This is a genomic window from Paenibacillus sp. Soil724D2, from assembly GCF_001427935.1.
Classification (GTDB): domain Bacteria; phylum Bacillota; class Bacilli; order Paenibacillales; family NBRC-103111; genus Paenibacillus_E.
Genome location: NZ_LMRY01000009.1, coordinates 70,331 through 91,363, shown reverse-complemented (window position 1 = coordinate 91,363; position 21,033 = coordinate 70,331). Strand labels below are relative to the sequence as shown.

General features: G+C 46.6%; 14 protein-coding genes and 1 pseudogene. All 15 read left to right on the top strand.

Annotation, left to right across the window (positions count from 1 at the left end; translation table 11 throughout):
- Nucleotide 1 precedes the first annotated feature (1 nt).
- The 15 genes and pseudogenes from ASG85_RS38840 to ASG85_RS11170 all read left to right on the top strand — a co-directional run bounded on the left by ASG85_RS38840 (nt 2) and on the right by ASG85_RS11170 (nt 20,458).
- Nucleotides 2-457: a hypothetical protein gene (locus ASG85_RS38840; protein WP_060646260.1), complete on the top strand. Its 456-nt coding sequence runs from the start codon at nt 2-4 to the stop codon at nt 455-457.
- A 1,750-nt stretch (nt 458-2,207) separates the two neighbouring features.
- Nucleotides 2,208-2,408 (top strand): annotated as a pseudogene (locus ASG85_RS39560) (YiaA/YiaB family inner membrane protein); the annotation flags it as partial.
- Nucleotides 2,400-2,666 (top strand): YiaA/YiaB family inner membrane protein, encoded by a 267-nt coding sequence (locus tag ASG85_RS11230; RefSeq protein WP_268795876.1) that lies wholly within the window; start codon nt 2,400-2,402, stop codon nt 2,664-2,666. The pseudogene ASG85_RS39560 and the gene ASG85_RS11230, both read left to right, overlap by 9 nt.
- Before the next feature lie 155 nt (nt 2,667-2,821).
- Nucleotides 2,822-4,624, top strand: a complete 1,803-nt coding sequence (locus tag ASG85_RS11225; protein WP_057302545.1) for a sensor histidine kinase — start codon at nt 2,822-2,824, stop codon at nt 4,622-4,624.
- Nucleotides 4,621-6,177 carry a response regulator transcription factor gene (locus tag ASG85_RS11220; RefSeq protein WP_060646259.1) on the top strand — a complete coding sequence of 519 codons (1,557 nt, stop codon included), beginning with the start codon at nt 4,621-4,623 and terminating at the stop codon, nt 6,175-6,177. The genes ASG85_RS11225 and ASG85_RS11220 overlap by 4 nt, the downstream gene beginning before the upstream one ends.
- Nucleotides 6,178-6,339: 162 nt before the next feature.
- Nucleotides 6,340-8,205, top strand: coding sequence for a 3D-(3,5/4)-trihydroxycyclohexane-1,2-dione acylhydrolase (decyclizing) (gene iolD, locus ASG85_RS11215; RefSeq protein WP_060646258.1), 1,866 nt, complete (start codon nt 6,340-6,342; stop codon nt 8,203-8,205).
- Between the two features lie 24 nt (nt 8,206-8,229).
- Nucleotides 8,230-9,138: a myo-inosose-2 dehydratase gene (gene iolE, locus ASG85_RS11210; RefSeq protein WP_057302542.1), complete on the top strand. Its 909-nt coding sequence runs from the start codon at nt 8,230-8,232 to the stop codon at nt 9,136-9,138.
- 7 nt (nt 9,139-9,145) lie between these two features.
- A complete protein-coding gene (iolC, locus tag ASG85_RS11205) occupies nt 9,146-10,156 on the top strand; it encodes a 5-dehydro-2-deoxygluconokinase (protein WP_057302541.1) in 1,011 nt (336 codons plus the stop codon).
- A gap of 31 nt (nt 10,157-10,187) precedes the next feature.
- On the top strand, nt 10,188-11,633 hold the full coding sequence (locus tag ASG85_RS11200) for a CoA-acylating methylmalonate-semialdehyde dehydrogenase (RefSeq protein WP_057302540.1): 1,446 nt from the start codon (nt 10,188-10,190) through the stop codon (nt 11,631-11,633).
- A gap of 38 nt (nt 11,634-11,671) precedes the next feature.
- A complete protein-coding gene (gene fba, locus ASG85_RS11195; protein ID WP_057302539.1) occupies nt 11,672-12,547 on the top strand; it encodes a class II fructose-1,6-bisphosphate aldolase in 876 nt (291 codons plus the stop codon).
- Nucleotides 12,547-13,590 (top strand): inositol 2-dehydrogenase, encoded by a 1,044-nt coding sequence (iolG, locus tag ASG85_RS11190; RefSeq protein ID WP_060646329.1) that lies wholly within the window; start codon nt 12,547-12,549, stop codon nt 13,588-13,590. Before fba ends, iolG begins: the two co-directional genes overlap by 1 nt.
- 17 nt (nt 13,591-13,607) lie before the next feature.
- Nucleotides 13,608-14,432: a 5-deoxy-glucuronate isomerase gene (gene iolB, locus ASG85_RS11185; protein WP_060646257.1), complete on the top strand. Its 825-nt coding sequence runs from the start codon at nt 13,608-13,610 to the stop codon at nt 14,430-14,432.
- A 76-nt stretch (nt 14,433-14,508) separates the two neighbouring features.
- Nucleotides 14,509-15,528 carry a LacI family DNA-binding transcriptional regulator gene (locus ASG85_RS11180; protein WP_060646256.1) on the top strand — a complete coding sequence of 340 codons (1,020 nt, stop codon included), beginning with the start codon at nt 14,509-14,511 and terminating at the stop codon, nt 15,526-15,528.
- A 1,057-nt stretch (nt 15,529-16,585) separates the two neighbouring features.
- A complete protein-coding gene (locus tag ASG85_RS11175) occupies nt 16,586-19,201 on the top strand; it encodes a transglutaminase domain-containing protein (protein WP_082588052.1) in 2,616 nt (871 codons plus the stop codon).
- Between the two features lie 108 nt (nt 19,202-19,309).
- Nucleotides 19,310-20,458 (top strand): GntR family transcriptional regulator, encoded by a 1,149-nt coding sequence (locus ASG85_RS11170; RefSeq protein WP_235549185.1) that lies wholly within the window; start codon nt 19,310-19,312, stop codon nt 20,456-20,458.
- Nucleotides 20,459-21,033 lie beyond the last annotated feature (575 nt).

The following is a 21,033-nucleotide window of genomic DNA, read 5'->3' as shown; positions in this document are numbered from 1 at the left end:
CATGCATGTAATAGCATCATTTGAACATTCGATCTACTTGGAGCTGGCGATCACTGCTCTTGAAGAAGCGGGTATTCCAAAGGAGCACATTTATGCTGTTTCTTTGCAGGGGAGACCCCATAAACCGAAGATGTTCGATACGATCCATCGTTCCGATGGCGTTAGTTTATTTGATGCGGGGACAGCCTTGGCAACGGCGTTCACGGTAATTGGCTCTACCTATGGCTTTATTTTAAAAGGTGGGGCCATTCTTTGGGGCCTTATTGGCGCAGCCGTGGGGTTCATCATTGGGGTTATCATTGATATCGTTCATAAAAAAAAGAAGAAGGGGAATCTCCCGTCCCGGAACAAAATAACCGAAGTTATTGTGCTCGTCGCTTGCGAACAAGAGGAAACGAAGCAAATTCAGGGTGTCTTCTGGGAGCATCATGCCTTTGGTGTAGCTATTTGTGATTGAATTTTGGTTGCGCAAAAACAGGATAGATTCATGCCGAGTTAATGCCTTCTCAACGCGCGCGTTATAGCACCGTCGCATAGCGGTGGTCAACCCCGAACGGGTTATTTTTGAAATAGTTGGATCAGAGAGGAGGCGAAGCTTACCTCTATTTAGCATGTTTAGTCATGCAATTTGCTGAGTTGAGTGAGATTGTGGGGAGAATGCCTAATCATTTGGTTAGTGACTATGGGTTGGAGTTGTTTGTAATTGAGTGGGATTGTGCGGATACGTGCGTAATCATTTGGTAAGTGAATATGCGTTGTAGTTGTTTGTGATTGAGTGAGATTGTGGATACGTTCATAAACACTCAGTAAGTGTCTATGCGTTCTTGGCGCTGGTGGTTTGTTTGATTGTCTTGTCTTGTCTTTCTCTGGTCTTGTCTTGTCTGGCTTATCTAGGTTATGTGGTTATTTGTTTAATGTTTGTTTAGTTGAAATAGAGAATTAAGCAGCCAAGTTGTACAACGTGCAACAATTTCTTTGATTCTGCTTAGTAAGCTAAGAATTGTTGTATGTTGGAGTCAATTTCATAATAAAGTCCGATTTTCCAAGTATGGATTCGGGAGAAATGCAGTTGAATAAGAGCCTTTAGAGACTGCTATTTCTTCATTTCCAGCGTATTTTGTAAAAATAAGAGTCCGTAAATAAGAGCCTTTAGAGACTGCTATTTCTTCATTTCCAGCGTATTTTGTAAAAATAAGAGTCCGTAGAGGCTCTTATCCGTCAAGTAAAGTKTGAWCTCRGGAGAAAAGCAATCGGATAAGAGCCTTTAGAGACTGCTATCTCTTCATTTTCACCGTATTATGTAAAAATAGAAGTCCCTAAAGACTCTTAACGTTCAAATGAAGTGTGGATTCGATAGAAATATCGTCGGATAAACCTTAAGGAGCTAATTTCACTATTAAAGCACTATTTTCCCACAAGGAGCCATAATATCTTGGGTAGGTGACTGTTTTTGAATGCGCTATAAGTCCTTATGTAGCAAGGGTTTTGAATTACGAAATTGACTCTGTTGTACAACAATTCGTCCGTTTTAGAGGCTAAAGAGCTGCTTTTGGCTGAAATTTCTGTATTTTTTGCAACATTTCCATAGAAAATGTGGATTAACTTGCAAAATGTTGTACAATGTACAACATTTCCCGGTACGAAGCAAAATGATGCTTAAACTATATATAATCACATAGAAGGTCTCTATGCGTTTTTGGTGACGACTGGTTTGTTTGGATGTCTTGTCTTGACTTGTCTTTGTCTTTGTCTTGTCTTGTCTTTGTCTTGTCTTGACTTATCTTGATTTGACTTGATTTGACTTGACTTGTCTGGTTTATGTGGTTATTTGCTTGTTTATAGTTTATTTAGTGGAAATAGAAAATTTGGAGGCAAGTTGCACAACGTACAACAATTTCCTTGATATCTTCTCTACAAGCAATAGATGTTGTAAATAGGCCTTAGGCGGCACAATGTGTTTAACATCAACCTCTGCAGCACTCGCTCTCTCAACGCGCGAGAATCCTTGGCGCCGTTGTAGCACAACCGCGTGGCGGTGGTCAACCCCAATAAAGACGATGCAAGCCGTGTTTTAGGATGCAAGAGCATTTGGGTACTATTGGTAAATAGTACTATCTGCGATGGGAGCTATCTCGTATACTAAGAACAAAAGCAAGAGCAAAACACTAAAGCGTTGCGGCAGCAACCACAGGGGGCTTTCTGAGATGATGGATCATCGGAGACGGAATACGACAGCATTTACTTTTATGGCATGGGCATCTTTCATTGGGGCGTTTCTGGCGATGTTCATCGGGATTTATACATTGGAAGAATCACTGAGTGTCAAAGGTTACTTCGCAGTTTGCGCGTTATTCCTCACGATGTCAGCTTTTGTCTTACAGAAGGTTATTCGTGATAATTTGGAGGATGGCTACGGTTCACGCAAACGCAATACAGCTGCTTTCACCTTCTTGGCATGGAGCTCATTCGCTCTAGCGCTTCTGGGTATGTTTATTGGGATTATTAACCTGGAGCAGTTGCTTTCTGTAAAAGGTTATTACGCTGTTACGGCCTTGTTCCTGACGATGTCTTCCTTTGTTCTCCAGAAAACGGTACGTGACAACAACGATGATGAGCTCCTGCAACCGATCGAAAATAAATTAGAAAATAAATTCGAAGAGCTGTAGCACACAGCGCTTTGCCAAGAAGTTTAGTTCATGATTGATGAACTAAGCTTTTTTCAATTTTTGCCTATATGACTAAAAGGATGGCAGGAACACGAAAGATGTTGCTATAATGTCGTCAAGGGATTGGCCACTACTAAGATATAGGGGTAAATGAGATGAGATCATGGAGTCGACTTTTACTAAGCATTAACCGCAGCTTCAGGGTAAAACTGATTCTCAGCTTATCCGTCATCATTTTGCTGACGTTCGGCATAACGGGTTATTTAACGTATCGCTATAACTTGACACTGTTTGAAGAAGAAATCAGTAAGCAGTTTTCGAGTACGAACGAAGAAGCACTGGCGAAGATGGACCTGAAAGTACAGGAGGTTGTACGGATCTCACAAACGGTCGTATTTAATCCTGAAATCGAAAAGGTCATCACACGGATCAATTCGAGCGAAGATTCCGATCCTTTTAATCTGTATTACAACAAAAAGCAAATCGAAGAACAGATATTCCAGATCAAATCCGATGCGCCATATATTACCGGTATGTACTTGTATGACCTCAAAGGGAATCCTTCTTATTTCAGCTATACCACCTCGGCCATTAACACGCCGAATGAGAGCGTATTCAGCACAATTCGTTCCAAAATCAACGACACCTATGGGGATCTCGTTTGGATTAACATGCCATTGTCATCCTCCGTGGAGCCAAGCGGGTTCAGAAACACAATCATTGTGGCCCGATGGATGAAAAATAGCGCTTTGAACACGTATGGTGTGCTCGTGATGGCTTTTGACGAATCGTTCTTCTCAGGTTCTCTCAAGGAACTGACGAAGAATGGAGAGGGCGAAGTCTATTTGTTCAACAAGAATAATGAGCTGTTATTTAGCAATTCGCCGGAGAGCACGATAGATAAACAGGAACGCCTGAAAAATTTGAATCAAACTCAGATTATGGATCAGCATTTGTTCGTTCAAGGACAGTCGAAAGTGACTTCCTTCAAGCTAGTTAGCGGCACTTCGCTTACGGCTATTCAAAGCAAGAATCGGGATTTATTTCAGAAAATCGTATACTCTGGCCTGGTCAGCATTCTTCTCACCAGTGTGTTGATCGTACTCTCTACGGGAAATCTGCTGCGGCCGCTCAAGGATTTGCTGCAGGGTCTGCGCAAAGTAAGATCTGGCGATTTCGATACGCGCATTGAGATTCGAACCAAAGATGAGCTGGCCTATATCGGAGAGAGCTTTAACGCAATGGCGGAACAAGTCGGAAGGCTGATCAAGGAAGTGTATTTGACGCAATTAAGTGAGAAGGAAGCAGAGCTTAAAGCGCTGCAGGCTCAATTAAATCCACATTTTTTGCATAACATGTTTAACGAAATTTATTGGAAGCTATATCTGCAAGACGAGGTCGAAACAGCGGCCTTGATCGCGGCCATATCTGAGATGCTCAAGTACTCGTTGATGCCTGTGCGTACCCTAACCACTGTGGGAGAAGAACTACAGCAAATCCGAAACTATTTGAAGGTACAGAAGGAGCTCTTTGAAACGGACTTGGAGACGATCATTCAAGCGGATGATGACGTTCTGAATGGCCAAGTTATGCGGTCTCTTCTACAGCCATTGGTCGAAAATGTGTTTATGCATGCCTTTCGCAACAAAGTGTCGCATAAGGTGCTGTTGATTAAAGCGAGCAGTCGAGATGGCTTTCTTGAGATTGAAGTAACGGATAATGGCTGCGGTATGGACGAAGTGGCCATTTCGCAAATACTAGGCTTCCAAGGCTCCTCTTTGCCGCAGCGTTCAGATGGGCGAGAAAGTCTCGGGGTTCGCAGTGTTGTTAGGAGAATCGAGCTGGTGTATGGCTCGCCTTATCGTTTGGAAATCAATAGCGTGATCGAAAGCGGTACCACTATGCGTCTTGTTTTGCCTTTTGTAAACAACGTCGAGACAGGAGGTTCAGCAGCATGAGAATCGGGAGAGTATTAATTGTGGAAGATCAGCCGAATTTTCGAAAAGGGCTAATGAAGATGTTAGAAGGCAGAGAATTAGGCTGGGAAGTGGTTGGCGAAGCTAGCAACGGGCAGGATGCATTAGCAATGCTGGACGAGCTTAAGCCTGACTTGGTGTTGACCGATATCCGAATGCCCATCATGGACGGGATCGAATTCGTAGGGCATTTGCGGCAGAACTATCCCGACATGCTTGTCATCATTTTGACGGGCTACAAAAATTTTGAGTATGCACAAGCGGCCGTTCGACATGGTGCGTTGGATTTTCTGACCAAACCATGCACGGAACAGGATGTTCGTCAGGTGATGAATAAGGCATCCGAGCGGTTCTATGTAAAATATGCCCAGCAGCAGAAACAGGAAGTGCAGCTGCGGCTCCAGCAAGATCAGGAGCTTCGATCGGCCTTGCTGGACTTGCCTTATGAGAAGAGCACAGCAGCAAGGCTAACCGATGGTCTGGCTGGCAAGGAGCTGTGGCTTCTGCAAATGAACAGCGAGGATTTGGCAAATAAGGCGTATGGGAAAAGCGACATGAGCCTGCTGCAGTTTGCGTTCTCCAATATCGCCCAAGAGCTGCTGAATGGAGCGGGGGTTGAGGCGCAGCTGCTATTAGTGGAGCATGACAGCTTTGTACTGGTTTCGGCACAACATGGTGTCGAGGAGAGCTTGCAAGAAGCCATTCAAAATGCTTCCTTCGAGTATTTGAAAATTCGCTTGCATATGATTTCCATGGGGATCGGCCCTTCTGCTAATGAGTTAGCGGATTTGTATAACTTGACCAAAGGGATTGTCTCCGGACCTGTTGCCAGCCTTCCTGAGAGTGGAAGTGAAATAGGATCCGGGATTATGCTGTCGCTTAACCAGGCGAGGGTTAGAGAGATGGAAGTTCAACTGATGTCTGCCATTCTGGTCGGTCAGGAGGACAGTCTTCAGCTTCTTTTGGATCGGGTGCTTGCAGAGCTGCCTCTTTCGTCGCCAGAGGAAATGCGAATTGGGGCGTTATCACTCTCCATTGCTTTGCTTGGAACGATACAGAAGCAATTTGATCCCGATGATAACAATGCGCTAGCCAGGATTCCTAACGAAATGCCGCAAACGCACTGGACCTCTGAAGAAGTCCTTCATTGGGCTGCCGAGCAAGTGAAGAGCTTCCAGCAGCAATTTAACAACTGGCAGGCGGCCAAAAGTGACAATCTGATCGAGAGAGCGGTCAAGTACATTGAGGAGCACTACAATGAAGAATGCCGCTTGACCGATGTGGCCTCGCATATTCATTTAAATCCAAGCTATTTCAGCGTTGTATTTAAGAAAGCAACAGGGGAAAGCTTTACACGCTTCGTTACCCGTTTCCGTATGGATAAGGCGGCTTTGCTGCTCCGAAATACCGATATGAAAATATTCGAGATCGCTTCTGCCATCGGGTTTGATGAGCCGAATTATTTTACGAATGTCTTCAAACAGCAGTTCCAAATGTCACCCAAGGAGTACAGGAATGGCAGAGCGACACCATAAGGTTAAAAGCTTCAGGATGTCACTATGCCATTGCCATTTCTTGGTCCATGGATTTTTTTTGTAAAAGGCATTGCGGTCGAAAACAATATGTTGTACTATCGGATTAAGCGCTTAACCTTGTGAGATTAAGCGCTTAACCTTTATCGTGAAAGGAAGATGGTCATGAGTACGATTCGACTAACGATGGCACAAGCGCTGCTGCGTTTTCTGGACCAACAGTATGTGTCTGTGGATGGACAAGAGACCAAGTTTGTACGTGGTGTCATGGGGATTTTCGGTCATGGCAATGTGACAGGACTTGGAGAAGCCTTGGAACGAAGCGCAGGAGACCTTACTTATATACAAGGCAAGAATGAGCAGGGGATGGTACATGCCGCTGCGGCTTACGCTAAGCAGCAAAACCGTCTGCAAATCTATGCCTGCACGACATCGATTGGACCTGGTGCTCTGAATATGGTGACCGCCGCGGCAACAGCGACAGTCAACCGGATTCCGGTGCTGCTGCTGCCAGGAGACAATTTTGCCACAAGACAGCCAGATCCAGTGCTTCAGCAGCTTGAGGTTGTGGGTGATTATACCATATCGGCCACTGATCCTTTCAAATCAGTCAGTAAATATTGGGACCGAATTGTTCGCCCAGAGCAGTTAATGAGCGCGGCTGTACAGGCGATGCGAGTGTTAACAGACCCTGCAGAAACAGGTGCGGTTACCCTAGCTTTACCTCAAGATGTGCAGGCTGAGGCGTACGATTATCCGGAAGCCTTTTTCGATAAGAAAGTCCATTATCTAGATAGACGTCCACCAGCAAGAGAAGCGATGAATCGTGCTGTGGCCTGCCTGGTAGGCAAACAGCGTCCGTTGATTATTGCAGGCGGCGGGGTCCTTTATGCAGATGCGACGAAAGAATTAATGGAATTTGCAGCTGCCTTTGGGATTCCTGTAGCAGAAACGCAAGCAGGTAAAAGCTCGTTGCCTTGGAACCATCCGCTGAATGTTGGCGCTATCGGTGTTACGGGCGCACTCGCAGCGAATGTGCTGGCAAAACAAGCGGACCTGATTATCGGCGTAGGGACGCGGTATTCCGACTTTACAACGGCATCGAAATCGGCTTTTGCGAATCCGAAGGTACAGTTTATTAATATAAATGTCAGTGGGTTTGACTCTTCGAAAATGAGCGGAATCAGCATTACGGCTGATGCGAAGGAAGCGTTAAGCGCTCTGAAAGATGCTTTGACGGCGCAGCACTATGTTAGCGGTTACGAGAACGGTTACATAGCTTCTTTGAAAGCAGAGTGGGATGGCGAGGTTGACCGCTTGTACAATGCGGAATGTGAAGAGGGCTTTGCCCAAACTCGCGCGCTTGGGGTCATTAATCAAACGATTGATCCTTCAGCTGTCATTGTTTGCGCAGCGGGAAGCCTGCCGGGGGATTTACACCGCTTATGGCGATCATCGGAGCCTAAAACCTATCATATGGAATACGGCTTCTCCTGCATGGGCTATGAAGTTAGCGGTGCTTTCGGGGCAGCGTTGGCTGAGCCGAATCGCGAGGTCTATGCCGTGGTCGGTGATGGAAGCTACCTGATGCTGCACTCTGAGATGGTCACAAGCCTGCAAGAGGGCCGGAAATTTACTGTGCTGCTGTTCGATAATCATGGCTTCCAATGCATCCATAATCTGCAAAGGGGTCACGGCAGCGACGGGTTCGGGAATGAGTTCCGATATCGTGAAGCCGCTACGGGCAAGTTGACAGGCGGATATATGCCAATTGATTTCGCAGCGCATGCTCGCAGCTTAGGCGCGAAGGCTTACAAAGCAAACACTCCTGAAGAACTAAAGGAAGCGCTGCTTAAAGCGAAGGATGAAACAGTCACGACGCTGATCGAGATTCCTGTTGTTCCGGGAACCAACACACAGGGGTATGAATCCTGGTGGCAGGTAGGTGTTCCTGAAGTTTCCGAGAGCGAGAAAGTGATTGCAGCGCACGAAGAGATGAAGAAAAATATACAAGCGGCGAGACCCATTTAACGATAAAGGGGAGAGAACGTATCTATGAAAGATCTGCCATTTAAGCTAGGTATCCATCCAATTAATTGGGTGGGAGAAGACGTCAAAGAACATGGCGCGGATACCACATATGAGCAAATTTTAGATGATATTCAGGCGTTGGGGCTGAAAGGTACCGAGATGGGCCGCAAATATCCGACCGATATTGCCGTACTGAAGCAGGAGCTGGATAAGCGGGGGATAGGCCTCGTGTCACAGTGGAAATCCGTGCTATTCTCTGATCCTGCTTACAGGGATGAGGAACTGAGAGCCTATAGGAAACACGCTGAGTTTCTCAAAGAAATGGGCAGTACGGTCATCAGCACAGCAGAAGTTGGGGGCTCTCTTCACTTCGACCCGCGCCGCTCCCCGAACGAGAAGGAAGTTATTCGTCTGGATGAAGCCGGCTGGCAAAGCTTAGCAGAAGGACTAAACCTTGCAGGAGCCATCGCGCAGGAGTACGGTTTGAAGTTGACGTATCACCACCACGGTGGAACGGTAGTTGAAAGTCCGGAGGAAATTGATAAGCTGATGGAGCTTACAGATCCTTCGCTCGTATACCTGCTCTTCGACACCGGTCATGCCTATTATGGCGGGGCGGACCCACTCACTGTGCTGCGCAAGCACGAAAAGCGGATTGCTTATATCCACTTGAAGGATATTCGGCAAGCCGTATTAGATGAAGCTCGCGCTGAACAGGTCGATTTCGTGACTTGTATCCGCAAAGGGGTGTTCACCGTTCCTGGTGACGGTTGTATCGACTTCGATCCTATATTTGAGGAGCTGCTATCTCAAGGATTTGCGGGATGGGCGATGTTGGAAGGCGAGCAGGATCCGGCTGCACACAACCCTTATGAATACGCTAAGAAAGCACTTCAACATATAGAATCCCTCATTCCACAAGAAAGAAGGTAATGATCCTATGACCTATGTTTCCTTTCCACAGTCGAAGCCGCTGGATTTTGTAGCCATTGGTAGACTATGTATAGATTTGAATGCGAATGAAATTAATCGTCCTATGGAAGAGACTATGACCTTTACCAAATATGTAGGGGGTTCACCCGCTAACATTACGATTGGCATGGCAAGATTGGGCATGAAAACAGCCTTTATCGGTAAAATCGCCAACGATCAAATGGGTCGTTTCATCGCTGATTATTTAGAGCGGAACAACATCGAAACTACGAATGTCGTGACAGATCATACTGGCGCGGTTACGGGACTAGCCTTTACAGAAATCAAAAGCCCAACGGAATGCAGCATCCTTATGTATCGTGACAATGTGGCGGACTTGCTGCTGACACCAGCCGAAGTACAAGAATCACTGATTGCAGAATCAAAGGTACTTCTTATCTCTGGTACAGCACTTGCGCAAAGCCCGTCCCGCGAAGCCGTCTTTCAGGCATTGGATTACGCGAAGAAGCATGGGGTCGTCATCATTTTTGATCTAGATTACCGTCCATACACATGGAAAACATCAGAAGAGACAGCCGTTTACTACAATCTGGCGGCCGAGAAATGTGACATTATTCTGGGTACCCGCGAAGAATTCGATATGATGGAACGCTTTGAGAACAATCCTGAGAAAAATGATCAGATCACAGCTGCTAAATGGTTCGACTATTCGGCGAAGATTGTCATTATCAAGCATGGCAAGGAAGGCTCCATCGCTTATACGCCAGACGGTGTTGGTCATCGTGCCAAGAGCTTCCCGGCTAAAGTGGTCAAGACGTTTGGTGCAGGGGATTCTTATGCCGCTGGCTTTATTTATGGCATTATGCAAGGTTGGACGATTGAAAAAAGTATGGAATACGGCAGTGCCGCAGCTTGTATCGTGATCTCCAGTCACAGCTGCTCCGATGCGATGCCGACAACTGATCAAGTCAACGACTATATCGAGCGCTGCAACCGCGGTGAAATTACAGCATCTTAACTTATTCGAACCATTAAAGGAGAGTCCACATATGACAACAACATTGAAAAACTGGATTGGCGGCGAATGGATCGCTTCAACATCCACACAAACAGAACCGGTATATAACCCTGCAACAGAAGAGATTCTTGCACATATTCCAATTTCTACGAAAGCAGATGTGGATCATGCGGTTCGTACGGCACAAGAAGCTTTCCAAACTTGGAGCCGCACACCTGTACCACGTAGGGCTCGCGTATTATTCAAATACCAACAGCTTCTGGTGGAGCATTGGGAAGAGCTGGCGCGAATCGTTACACAAGAAAACGGAAAAAGCTACAACGAAGCTTACGGAGAAGTGCTTCGCGGCATCGAGTGTGTAGAATTCGCCGCTGGTGCTCCATCTTTGATGATGGGAAAACAGCTTCCAGATATCGCGTCCAATATTGAATCCGGTATGTACCGTTATCCGATTGGTGTTATCGGTGGTATTACACCATTTAACTTCCCAATGATGGTGCCTTGCTGGATGTTCCCGCTTGCGATTGCCTGCGGTAATACCTTCGTGCTGAAGCCATCTGAACGCACACCTCATCTTGCAAACCGCTTGGCTGAGTTGTTCCATGAAGCGGGCTTACCAGCTGGCGTGCTCAATATCGTTCATGGTGCACATGACGTGGTCAATGGCCTTCTTGAACACAAAGAAGTTAAAGCTATTTCGTTCGTTGGCTCCCAGCCCGTTGCCGAATATATTTACAAAACTGCTTCTGCGAATGGGAAACGCGTTCAAGCACTCGCAGGCGCTAAAAACCACTCGATCGTTATGCCAGATGCCGATTTGAACATTGCTGTGAAAGAAATCGTCAATGCAGCCTTCGGTTCTGCAGGCGAGCGCTGTATGGCTTGTTCCGTCGTGGTGGCGGTTGGAGAAGTTGGCGATACGCTTGTAAGCAAGCTGCTTGAAGCTGCTGATCGGATTACGATTGGTAATGGACTAGAAGAAGGTATTTTCTTAGGGCCTGTCATCCGCGGTCAGCATAAAGAAAGAACGTTAAAATACATCGAAATCGGCGAAACCGAAGGAGCGCTTCTGGTCCGTGACGGCCGTAAGGACGCTGCTTCTGAGGGGCAAGGTTATTTCGTGGGACCTACGATCTTTGACCAAGTTGAGTGTGGCATGAAAATTTGGGAAGACGAGATTTTTGCACCTGTTCTCTCCGTCATTAGAGTGGCTACTCTTGAGGAAGCGATCGAGCTTTCCAATCGTTCTGATTTTGCCAATGGCGCATGCCTCTTTACAAAGGATGGCAGCAATGTACGCCAATTCCGTGAAAATATCGATGCTGGTATGCTCGGCATTAACCTAGGCGTTCCCGCACCGATGGCTTTCTTCCCTTTCTCTGGCTGGAAAAAATCGTTCTACGGCGATTTGCATGCAAATGGGACAGACGGCGTGGAGTTCTATACGCGGAAGAAAATGGTCACTGCTCGCTGGTAACAGCGGGTTAGACCTTATCGACAGGAGAGGTGAACTTCATGACGCTCGTTTCAATGAAAGAGATGCTGCAGCAGGCTTTGGCAGGAAAATATGCGGTCGGGCAGTTTAATTTGAATAACCTAGAATTTACACAAGCAATCTTACAGGCTGCTCAACAGGAACAAGCGCCTGTCATACTAGGTGTTAGTGAAGCTTATATCCCTTATATGGGCGGACTGCCCTGTATTGTAGGAATGGTGAAATCACTAATTGAGCACTATGGGGTAACAGTCCCAGTAGCTCTTCATCTCGACCACGGAACCAGCTATGACCTATGTATTCGTGCGATCCATGCCGGATTTACTTCTGTCATGATCGATGCATCTCATCATTCGCTGGAGGATAATATCGAGGTCACTCGTCAGGTGACACAAGCCGCGCATGTGCTGGGTGTATCGGTGGAGTCGGAGCTGGGCCGGATTACCGGACGCGAGGATGACTTAGTCGTAGACGAAGCCGAAGGCATGTACGCTGTTGCCGAGGACTGCGTTCGTTTAGTGAGGGAGACGGGGATCGATTGTTTAGCTCCTGCCCTTGGATCGGTTCACGGTCCTTATCGGGGACAGCCAAAGCTCGGTTTCGATCGAATGGCGGAAATTAGAACGCTGACTGGACTGCCGCTTGTGCTTCATGGCGGAAGCGGTCTGCCAGATGAAGAGATCCGTCAAGCGATCGCTTGCGGTACGGCCAAAATCAATGTGAATACAGATAATCAAATTGCTTGTACAGCCGCTATCCGTTCGTTCTTGAATGAGCATCCGGAAGCATACGATCCAAGGAACTATTTAGTGCCGGCACGGGAAGCGATCATCGCCTCCGTTAGAGCCAAAATTCAATTATTCGGTTCAACAGGCAAAGCGGGAGGGAACGCATGATGAATAAAATTAGAATCGGTATTATTGGTGCCGGAAGAATTGGTAAAATCCACGCAGACAATTTGCTGCGAATACCTGGGGTTGAAATCATTGCGGTGAGCGATTTGTTTGCCGGTCCTGAGTTAGAGGCATGGGCTGCTTCACGTCAGATTCAGACGGTTACAAAGGATAGCCATGTGCTTATTGATAACCCAGACATCGACGCCATCTTTATTTGCTCATCCACGGATACGCATGTCCCGCTCATTCAATTGGCGGCACTAGCAGGTAAACATATTTTCTGCGAAAAACCAATCAGCATGGATATTACCCAAACTGAAGTGGCAATTGCTGCGGTTAATCAGGCTGGTGTGAAGCTGCAAATCGGCTTCAATCGCAGATTTGACCATAACTTCAAGCGAGTTCGCGAGGTTGTTCAAGGAGGAACAATTGGCGATCCGCATATCGTGAAAATCACGTCCCGTGATCCAAATCCACCACACGCTGATTACATCAAGGTGTCGGGCGGCATTTTCATGGATATGATGATCCATGACTTCGACATGGCTCGCTTTGTAGCGGGAAGCGAGGTTGAGGAAGTTTATGCGCAGGGCCATGTGCTCATTAACCCAGTTTTCGCCGAGCATGGCGATGTCGACACCGCAATCGTAACGCTGAAGTTCCAGAATGGTGCTCTCGGTGTTATCGATAACAGTCGTCAAGCTGTATACGGTTATGACCAACGGGTTGAAGTGTTTGGCTCCAAAGGAAGTGTAGCTGTTGCCAACGATCATCCTAATACGGCTGTAATTAGTACGGCTGATGCTATTGTTAGCGAAAAGCCACTGCATTTCTTCCTGGAACGCTATCAAGCTGCTTATATGGAAGAAACACAGATTTTCATCGATTGTCTGTTAAATGATAAGCCTGTACCAGTGAGTGGCTATGACGGTATGCAGGCGGAGCGGATCGCTTTGGCTGCTAAGCTGTCTTCCCGTTTGGGCCGACCGGTGAAAGTAAGCGAGGCGTTAGATTTGCTTAAACAGACCTCGGTATCTCAATAAGGGAGGGAGACGTTAACATGAACAGGTCTAAACTGATTGTAACGCCTGCCTCCTCCCCGAATGAGGAAGGCAGCCTTTTAACAGTGACTCCGGAGTCAGCAGGATGGAAGTATGTTGGTTTCGAAGTTGTACAGCTTGCGGAGGGGCAATCCTTGAGCCGTGAGACAGCAGGGCTGGAAGTTTGTCTTGTCCTGCTTAGCGGGAAAGCCGATGTGGCTACCAAGCAAGCAGAGTGGACAAATATTGGGCAGCGGATGAGCGTATTTGAGAAAATACCGCCATATTCCGTCTATGTACCTAATGATGATAGCTATGAGGTTACCGCGCTGACTGCAGTGGAGCTTGCTATTTGCTCTGCTCCTGGTGCTGGTAACCATAAAGCACGTCTGATTGCACCTGATCAGGTAGGGGGAGAAACGCGTGGTTATGGCAATATAGAGCGCCAAATCCATAACATTTTGCCAGAGCAGGAACCAGCGGATAGCTTGCTTGTAGTTGAAGTCTTCACACCGAATGGGCACTGGTCGAGCTATCCGCCCCATAAGCATGATCGCGATGCGCTTCCAGACGAATCGTTTCTGGAAGAAACGTATTATTATCGCGTCGATCCTGGCCATGGCTTTGCGGTTCAACGTGTGTACACGGACGACCGATCGCTTGATGAGACGCTAATTGTTAAGAATGGGGAAACCGTGCTCGTTCCGCGTGGCTATCACCCTGTTTCGGCGCCTCCAGGCTATGATGTGTATTACCTGAATGTTATGGCGGGACCTACTCGAACATGGAAGTTTCATAATGATCCGGAACATGCCTGGATCATGACGAAGCCGCGCGAAGCGTAAGCTGGTTTGCAAGTTCCCGTCAGCCCCTTCATAATGGAAGAAAAAAAGTATCCTTCAAGAAAAATGGGGTAGTAGGATGAAGGCAACCATCTATGATGTGGCTAGAGAGGCCGGTGTGTCCATTGCGGCGGTCTCGCAGGTCATGAACGGCAAAGGAAAAATAAGCGAAGAACGGCGCGGTGAAATCATAAAAATAATGGAGCGGCTCAATTATCAGCCTAGCGTTATCGCGTCAGCGCTGACTGGTAAAAAGACCTATACATTAGGTCTGCTTGTGCCCGATATTTCCAATCCCTTTTTTGCGGAAATTGCTCGAGCTGTAGAGGACCAAGGCCATCATATGGGCTATAGCCTGGTCATTTGCAGCAGCGATAATAAAGATGAACGGGTGGAACGGTATCTGAATTTACTCCAGCAAAAAAGTGTGGATGCCATGATCATTGGTACGGGGATGGACAATAAAGACATGCTGACTCCATTGATGGAGAGAGCGATCCCCATTGCTATGATCGCAAGGGAAATGCCTGATATCGACGTTCATACGGTCGTAGTTGATGACTTTGTAGGAGGTGCGTTGGCAGCAACGCATCTACTGGATTTGGGTCATCGGCGCATGGCCATCTTGGCTGAGCACTCGAAAGTAAGCAGCAGCCGCGAAAGGGTGCGAGGCTTCAAGAGCAAGCTGGAAGAAGCGGGGGCCCAGCTGCCGGAAAACAGCGTACGCAATTGCCACTACGTTGTAGCAGATGGAAAGCGTGAAGCGCTTGAACTGTTGGGACAATCAGGCTCTGATCGGCCGACCGCGCTGTTTTGTTGTAATGATTTGCTCGCAATTGGTGCGCTTCAGGCCGCTAAGCAGCTTGGTTTGCGTGTGCCAGAGGAGCTGTCCGTGATCGGTTTCGATAACACGATTCTGGCTTCAGTAACAGATCCGCCGCTTACGACTGTCGCACAACCAATCGAGCCGATGGGGAAGATGGTCGTCGATTTGTTGATTCAGGAATTGAAGAAAGAAACGAAGACAAAGCAACGAGTTGTGATGCGTCCCGAGCTGATTGTTAGGCAATCCACTGCGGCTCCAACGGTTTGTGATTAATATATTTGCAGCTTATTAGGCTGCTTCCCTTTGCGGGAGGCGGCTTTTTTTGTTGATAAGAAATTATAAGTTTTATTTTGACAAACGCGCTCGTCCCAGAAGGACGACGGAGTCGTTTATCCTTGGTTGTATAAGAAATTATGATTTCGCAGTCTGTGGATAAGATGTGCATAAAGTTGTGGATAAGTAATGTGATTTTGTTCTGTTAAATGATGTTGGGTTAAGTTGAGAGGCGAAGCTTACACCTATTTGGCATGCGTGGTGAGTTATGGATTTTGCTGAGTTGAGTGAGAATTGGATAAATGAATAAGCGATAGATTCGGTAGATGGCTAACTAACCTTTTCTGATGCTTGTTTTCTGGAGTTTAATTTTCTAATGTTTTTGATCTAAGTGTTTCGTTTCCTAGCTTGTGTTTGTTGGTTTTTTGAAAAAATGGAGAATTAGCCAGTCAATCGAGCCCAGGATTCGTGAAGTTGTACTTAGTACAACAATTTCCTTGCTTTTTTCTTGATAAGCTCGAGATGTTGTATGCTGTACAACAATTTAGCCTATTTCCGTGCCATAGAGCTACTTTTGGCTGGAATTGTTGTACTTTTTACAACAATCGCGTGGAAAACGCAGATTAGCTCGCCTATTGTTGTACGAAAACGGAAATACAGCATTACACGGATAAGCAAGAGAATGCGTCTTGGGTGCAGCTCGCAAGAGTACTGAGCACTCTTTGTCTCGCCGAATAGTGATGGTCAAGAGCACGCGCACGAATCCTAGGAGCATGCTGAGTCGCCGCATGGTGTGGTCAACACTCACAACCCCAACGGAAGTAGTCTTTTCGTATTATCAGGCATCCAGATATATCTACTTTGCTGCCACTCCCCGCCAATAACCACGTCTGAGCTAGCAGTGACACAGATCTCAGCGGAAGTTACCAAATAAACTTCTGCTTGAGTTATAAAAAAATATATTTAAATTAGATATACTATATTGTAATATATATTTCAAAAGATATATCATTATGGATGTGGCACTTATAAAATGACTAAGGGAGTGGGCACAACAATGACGAATGTTTTTTCGTTAGACAGCACTACGATCACGAGAATCGAAGAAAAAATGCGGTTCAAACGAGAAGTGGCGCAAACGAGGGAGAAGGAGCTTTTTGACATTTTTGAGAAGCCTATGAATGAAGAAGAAGCGTGGGCTCTTAAATTTTTATATGCATACATGCCGCTGAATGATTTGGCGGATTATGAGGGATGTCTCTTTTTAAGCCATGTACGGACTACGCTTGAAATCCGTGAAGATGTGCAATGGGGAAGACGTGTGCCCGATCACGAGTTTCTGCATTTTGTGCTTCCATACCGAGTAAATAATGAAAACATTGAGGACAGCAGGGGATGGTTCTTCGGACAATTAGTTGATCGGGTCAAGAACCTTTCGATGGAACAGGCCATATTGGAAATCAATCACTGGTGCCATGAGAAAGCGACCTATGTCGGATGCGACCCGCGGACGGTTTCCCCGCTGACGATGGTCCGCAATACGCTGGGAAGGTGCGGAGAACAGTCGACTCTATTGGTGGCAGCACTAAGGAGTTTGTGTATTCCTGCCCGCCAGTGTTATACACCGCGATGGGCGCATTGCGATTCCAATCATGCTTGGGTGGAAGCGTGGGCCGACGGAAAATGGTATTTCCTTGGTGCGTGCGAGCCGGAGCCTCGACTGAATGAGGGGTGGTTTCGGGGGCCGGCGAAGCGAGCTATGCTCGTCAATACTCGCGTTGCAGCCAACTATCCAGGTCCAGAGGAGCTTACATTAGCACATCCTTGGTACTCAGAAATCAATTTATTGAGCCCTTACGCCCCAACCAAAAAGATTACGATCAGGGTCAAAGACGAAAAGGGAAACCCGGTGCCTGGGGCCACTGTCATTTTCCAAGTGTACAACTATGCTGACTTTTCTCCTATTGCTACTATACCAGCAGACGAGGGAGGGGAAGCTTTATTAACCGCAGGTCTTGGTGATTTGTTGATTCATTCAGTCTCGGGAAATCTTTGGGGGACGAAAAAGATTAGTGTGAAGGATGCCGATGTGTTCGACATTCTATTGTCCGATAAACTGCCGCAGAATGGGATCAGCGTCTTCGATATGGCTCCCCCGCAGGAACTGCCGGATAGAGCGGAAGACGCTATCACCGAAGCCGAAAAACAAGAGAACAACCGTCGTATTCATGAGGGTGCGAGCATCAGGAAAAAATATGAAGCTTCCTTCGTGGATACCCTTCAGGCAGAGGAATTGGCGAAAAAGTTGTCTTTGCCCGCAAGCAGGGTCAGGGACATATTGGAGATGGCGCGTGGTAACAGTCACGAAATCGCTGCTTTTTTACAAGAATATACGCTGAGATACGGCGAATGGACTTTGAAGCTGCTAGAGAGTTTGAACGTTAAAGATTTGACGGATACCATCGGGTCAACGCTTGCAGACCATCTTGCCCAGTCGGTTGTGTTTAAAGAAAAGTTTGATGAAGAAACGTTTATGCGTTACATCCTTTGTCCAAGAGTTCATTTTGAAATGATAAGGCCTTACAGGAAATTCTTTCTGGAACAATTCACAGATTCGGAGCAACGAAGTTTTCGGGACGATCCAGTCAAGTTGGTCGGTTGGCTCTCGGAGCACTTTGAGATTGTGGAAGATTTGAATTATTATCAGGGAATGGCAACACCTATAGGGAGCTTTCGATTGCAAAAAGGCGACCGTTTGAGTCGCGATATTCTTTTCGTAGCGTTGGCACGAAGCTTAGGGATCCCTGCGCGTCTTGAACCGAGTGAACGAAGTCCCCAATTTCGGGTTGGTGAGTCGTGGAAGGACGTTGTATTTTTACAGCATGGCGACCAATTACGGACGGACTTGTCAGATAACAAGGAAATAGGGAGCATCAGGTTCATTGCAAATGCTGCAGCCGATAATGACTTGGAATATTTCCGTAACTTTTCTTTAGCACGCTTTGAAAATGGCCAGTACAAGACGCTTCTATTCACAGCTGGCAAAAAGGACTTCTATGAGGAGCCGCTTGTTGTGAAGCCCGGCAGTTACCGGTTAACGACAGGTACGCGATTGCCAGATGGGACAGCTAGGGTGCAATTCACGATGTTTACTGTATTGCCAGATAGAACAACGGAAATTATTCCGGCTTTTACCAAGGAATCCGTTCAAGCGCCTGTATGGGGATTGGTTGATCCAGATTTGTCTTTCTCATTTTTCAATGGTAAAAGAAGTGCGCTAGGCGAATTGGCTGAACATCGTGGTCTACTCATGGCTTGGATTGATCCGGATCGGGAACCTACGAAGCATTTGATCCGGGAACTCCGAGAGCTTTCTAAGGAGTATGATGATTGGGGCGGCTCTATTTGCCTGGTAGTTGAGGATGATAAAGTGACTGCTGCGTTTCAGCCGAACGCTTATGATGGCTTACCTGCCAAAACAGATTTTGCAAAAGACGTCTCCAGCAAAGGCCTGCAATCCGTGCTGACTGGTATCCAATCGGAGCTTCAATCCAATCTTCCGCTTGTATTTGTGTTGGATCGTGAATGCCGTATCCGGTATCTGTCCGCAGGTTATAAGTTGGGGATCGGTAAAGAGGCGCTGCAAGTTGTAAGGCAGTTGGATGAAGAATAGGTTTGGGCCCAATAAGCATGCTTGATAATTTGGTATATTTAATTTACAATGTTGGTATATATTTTTATATCAAATAGTCTACGAGATGCATGGACAACTGGAAGTGATGTGTTGGAATTGGATAGTAAACCGCTTTATATGAAAATTTTGAGCGATTTGAAAGAGAAGATTAGATCTGGGGAGTATGTGCCTGAGCAGCAGCTTCCGACCGAAGTTGAGCTTGCGATGCAGTACGGCGTCAGCCGGATTACATCCAAACGCGCCCTGATCGAGTTGGAGCGGGAAGGCATGATCTACCGCAAACGCGGCAGCGGAAGCTACGTAAAATATCCGGAAGATGCCGTTGATACGGCTATTCCAAACGCAACACACCCCATCATCGCAATGATTTTGCCTTATATGGCTACAAGTGAGCTTGACTATATCAAAGGAGCCCACGATTACTTGGACTCCAAAGGCTATTATTTGAGCATACACAATAGCAACTGGAAAAAAGAAAAAGAAAAAGAGATACTGGCCAAGGTGCCGAAAAGCGGCCTGAGCGGTATCATCGTGTATCCAATTAGCACGATCAGCAACATCGATGTGATCAATGCACTTTATTGGAACGATTATCCGATTGTAACGATCGATCAATATTTCGATAGCTTGCCTATCAGTAGTGTCGTATCCGATAACTTTGAAGGTGGTTATATGACTGCCAAAAGATTGATTGAACTCGGGCACGAACGGATCGCTTTTGTTTCCAGCGTCAGCATTGAATACCGTAGTTCTGTTAGGGATAGGTATTTAGGTTATTGCAAAGCATTAAAAGACCATAAGATGTCAATCGATTCGGATCTCGTGCTGACTGATTTCTATCGTGAGTTGAATGGGGCAAACGCGAAAGCATTTTACAAATCGTTGATTTCGAAATTGAGGCATATGAAGGTTACCGCTCTTCAGGTTGAGCATGATCATCTTGCTGTCGAACTGCTCAAAAGCGCTTTGGAAATGGGGATTGGCGTTCCCGAACAGCTATCCATAGCAGGCTTTGACGACCATGAAATAGCCAGGCATGTCGAAGTTCCATTATCTTCGGTCGGCCAAGATTATTACTCGATTGGGCGACAAGCGGCGGAAATCATCATTCGGAGGATTGAGAACGCCGATACCGAACAATACAAAATTAAGACGCCGGTACGATGGGTTGAACGCGAATCCACGGGGCCACGCCCGAATCCGTACACGACCGATTTACCAGCCGTACAACTATAAACAACGAACCTTCCCAGGTGTCATGCCTACCTTCGGGAAGGTTTTATATTTACAGCCCGATTTTACGAGGCTAGTGGGTATGGTGGCGAAGCTTGCCTTATTTAGGAAAGTTAGCTTCGGATTTTTGCAGCCTAAGGCAAGCATGCTCAAACCCGGACGGCTATCATCCAAGCGTCGGGAGCACCATGGAGCGTAAGTGAGATCTAAGCGCTTCGGGAGCATCATAAAGCGTAAGTGAGATTGTGGATATGCATAATCATTCGGTAAGTGAATATGGTCCAGGGTTTTATGTTTGTATTTGTTGGGGGAATAGGGGAATAGGGAAATAGCAAGGCAAACGCGCCCAGGATTCGCAATGTTGTATTTCGTACAACAACTTCCTTGATTTCTTCTGGGCAAGCTGAGGATTGTTGTATTTCGTACAACAATTTAGCGATTTCAGAGGCTAATGAGCTACTTTCGGCTGGAATTGTTGTATTTTTTGCAACAATCGCGTGGAAAACGTGGATTAACTAGCAAAAAGTTGTACGAAATACAAGATTACATGGACAAGTAGGCTTACGTTACTTTGGCGC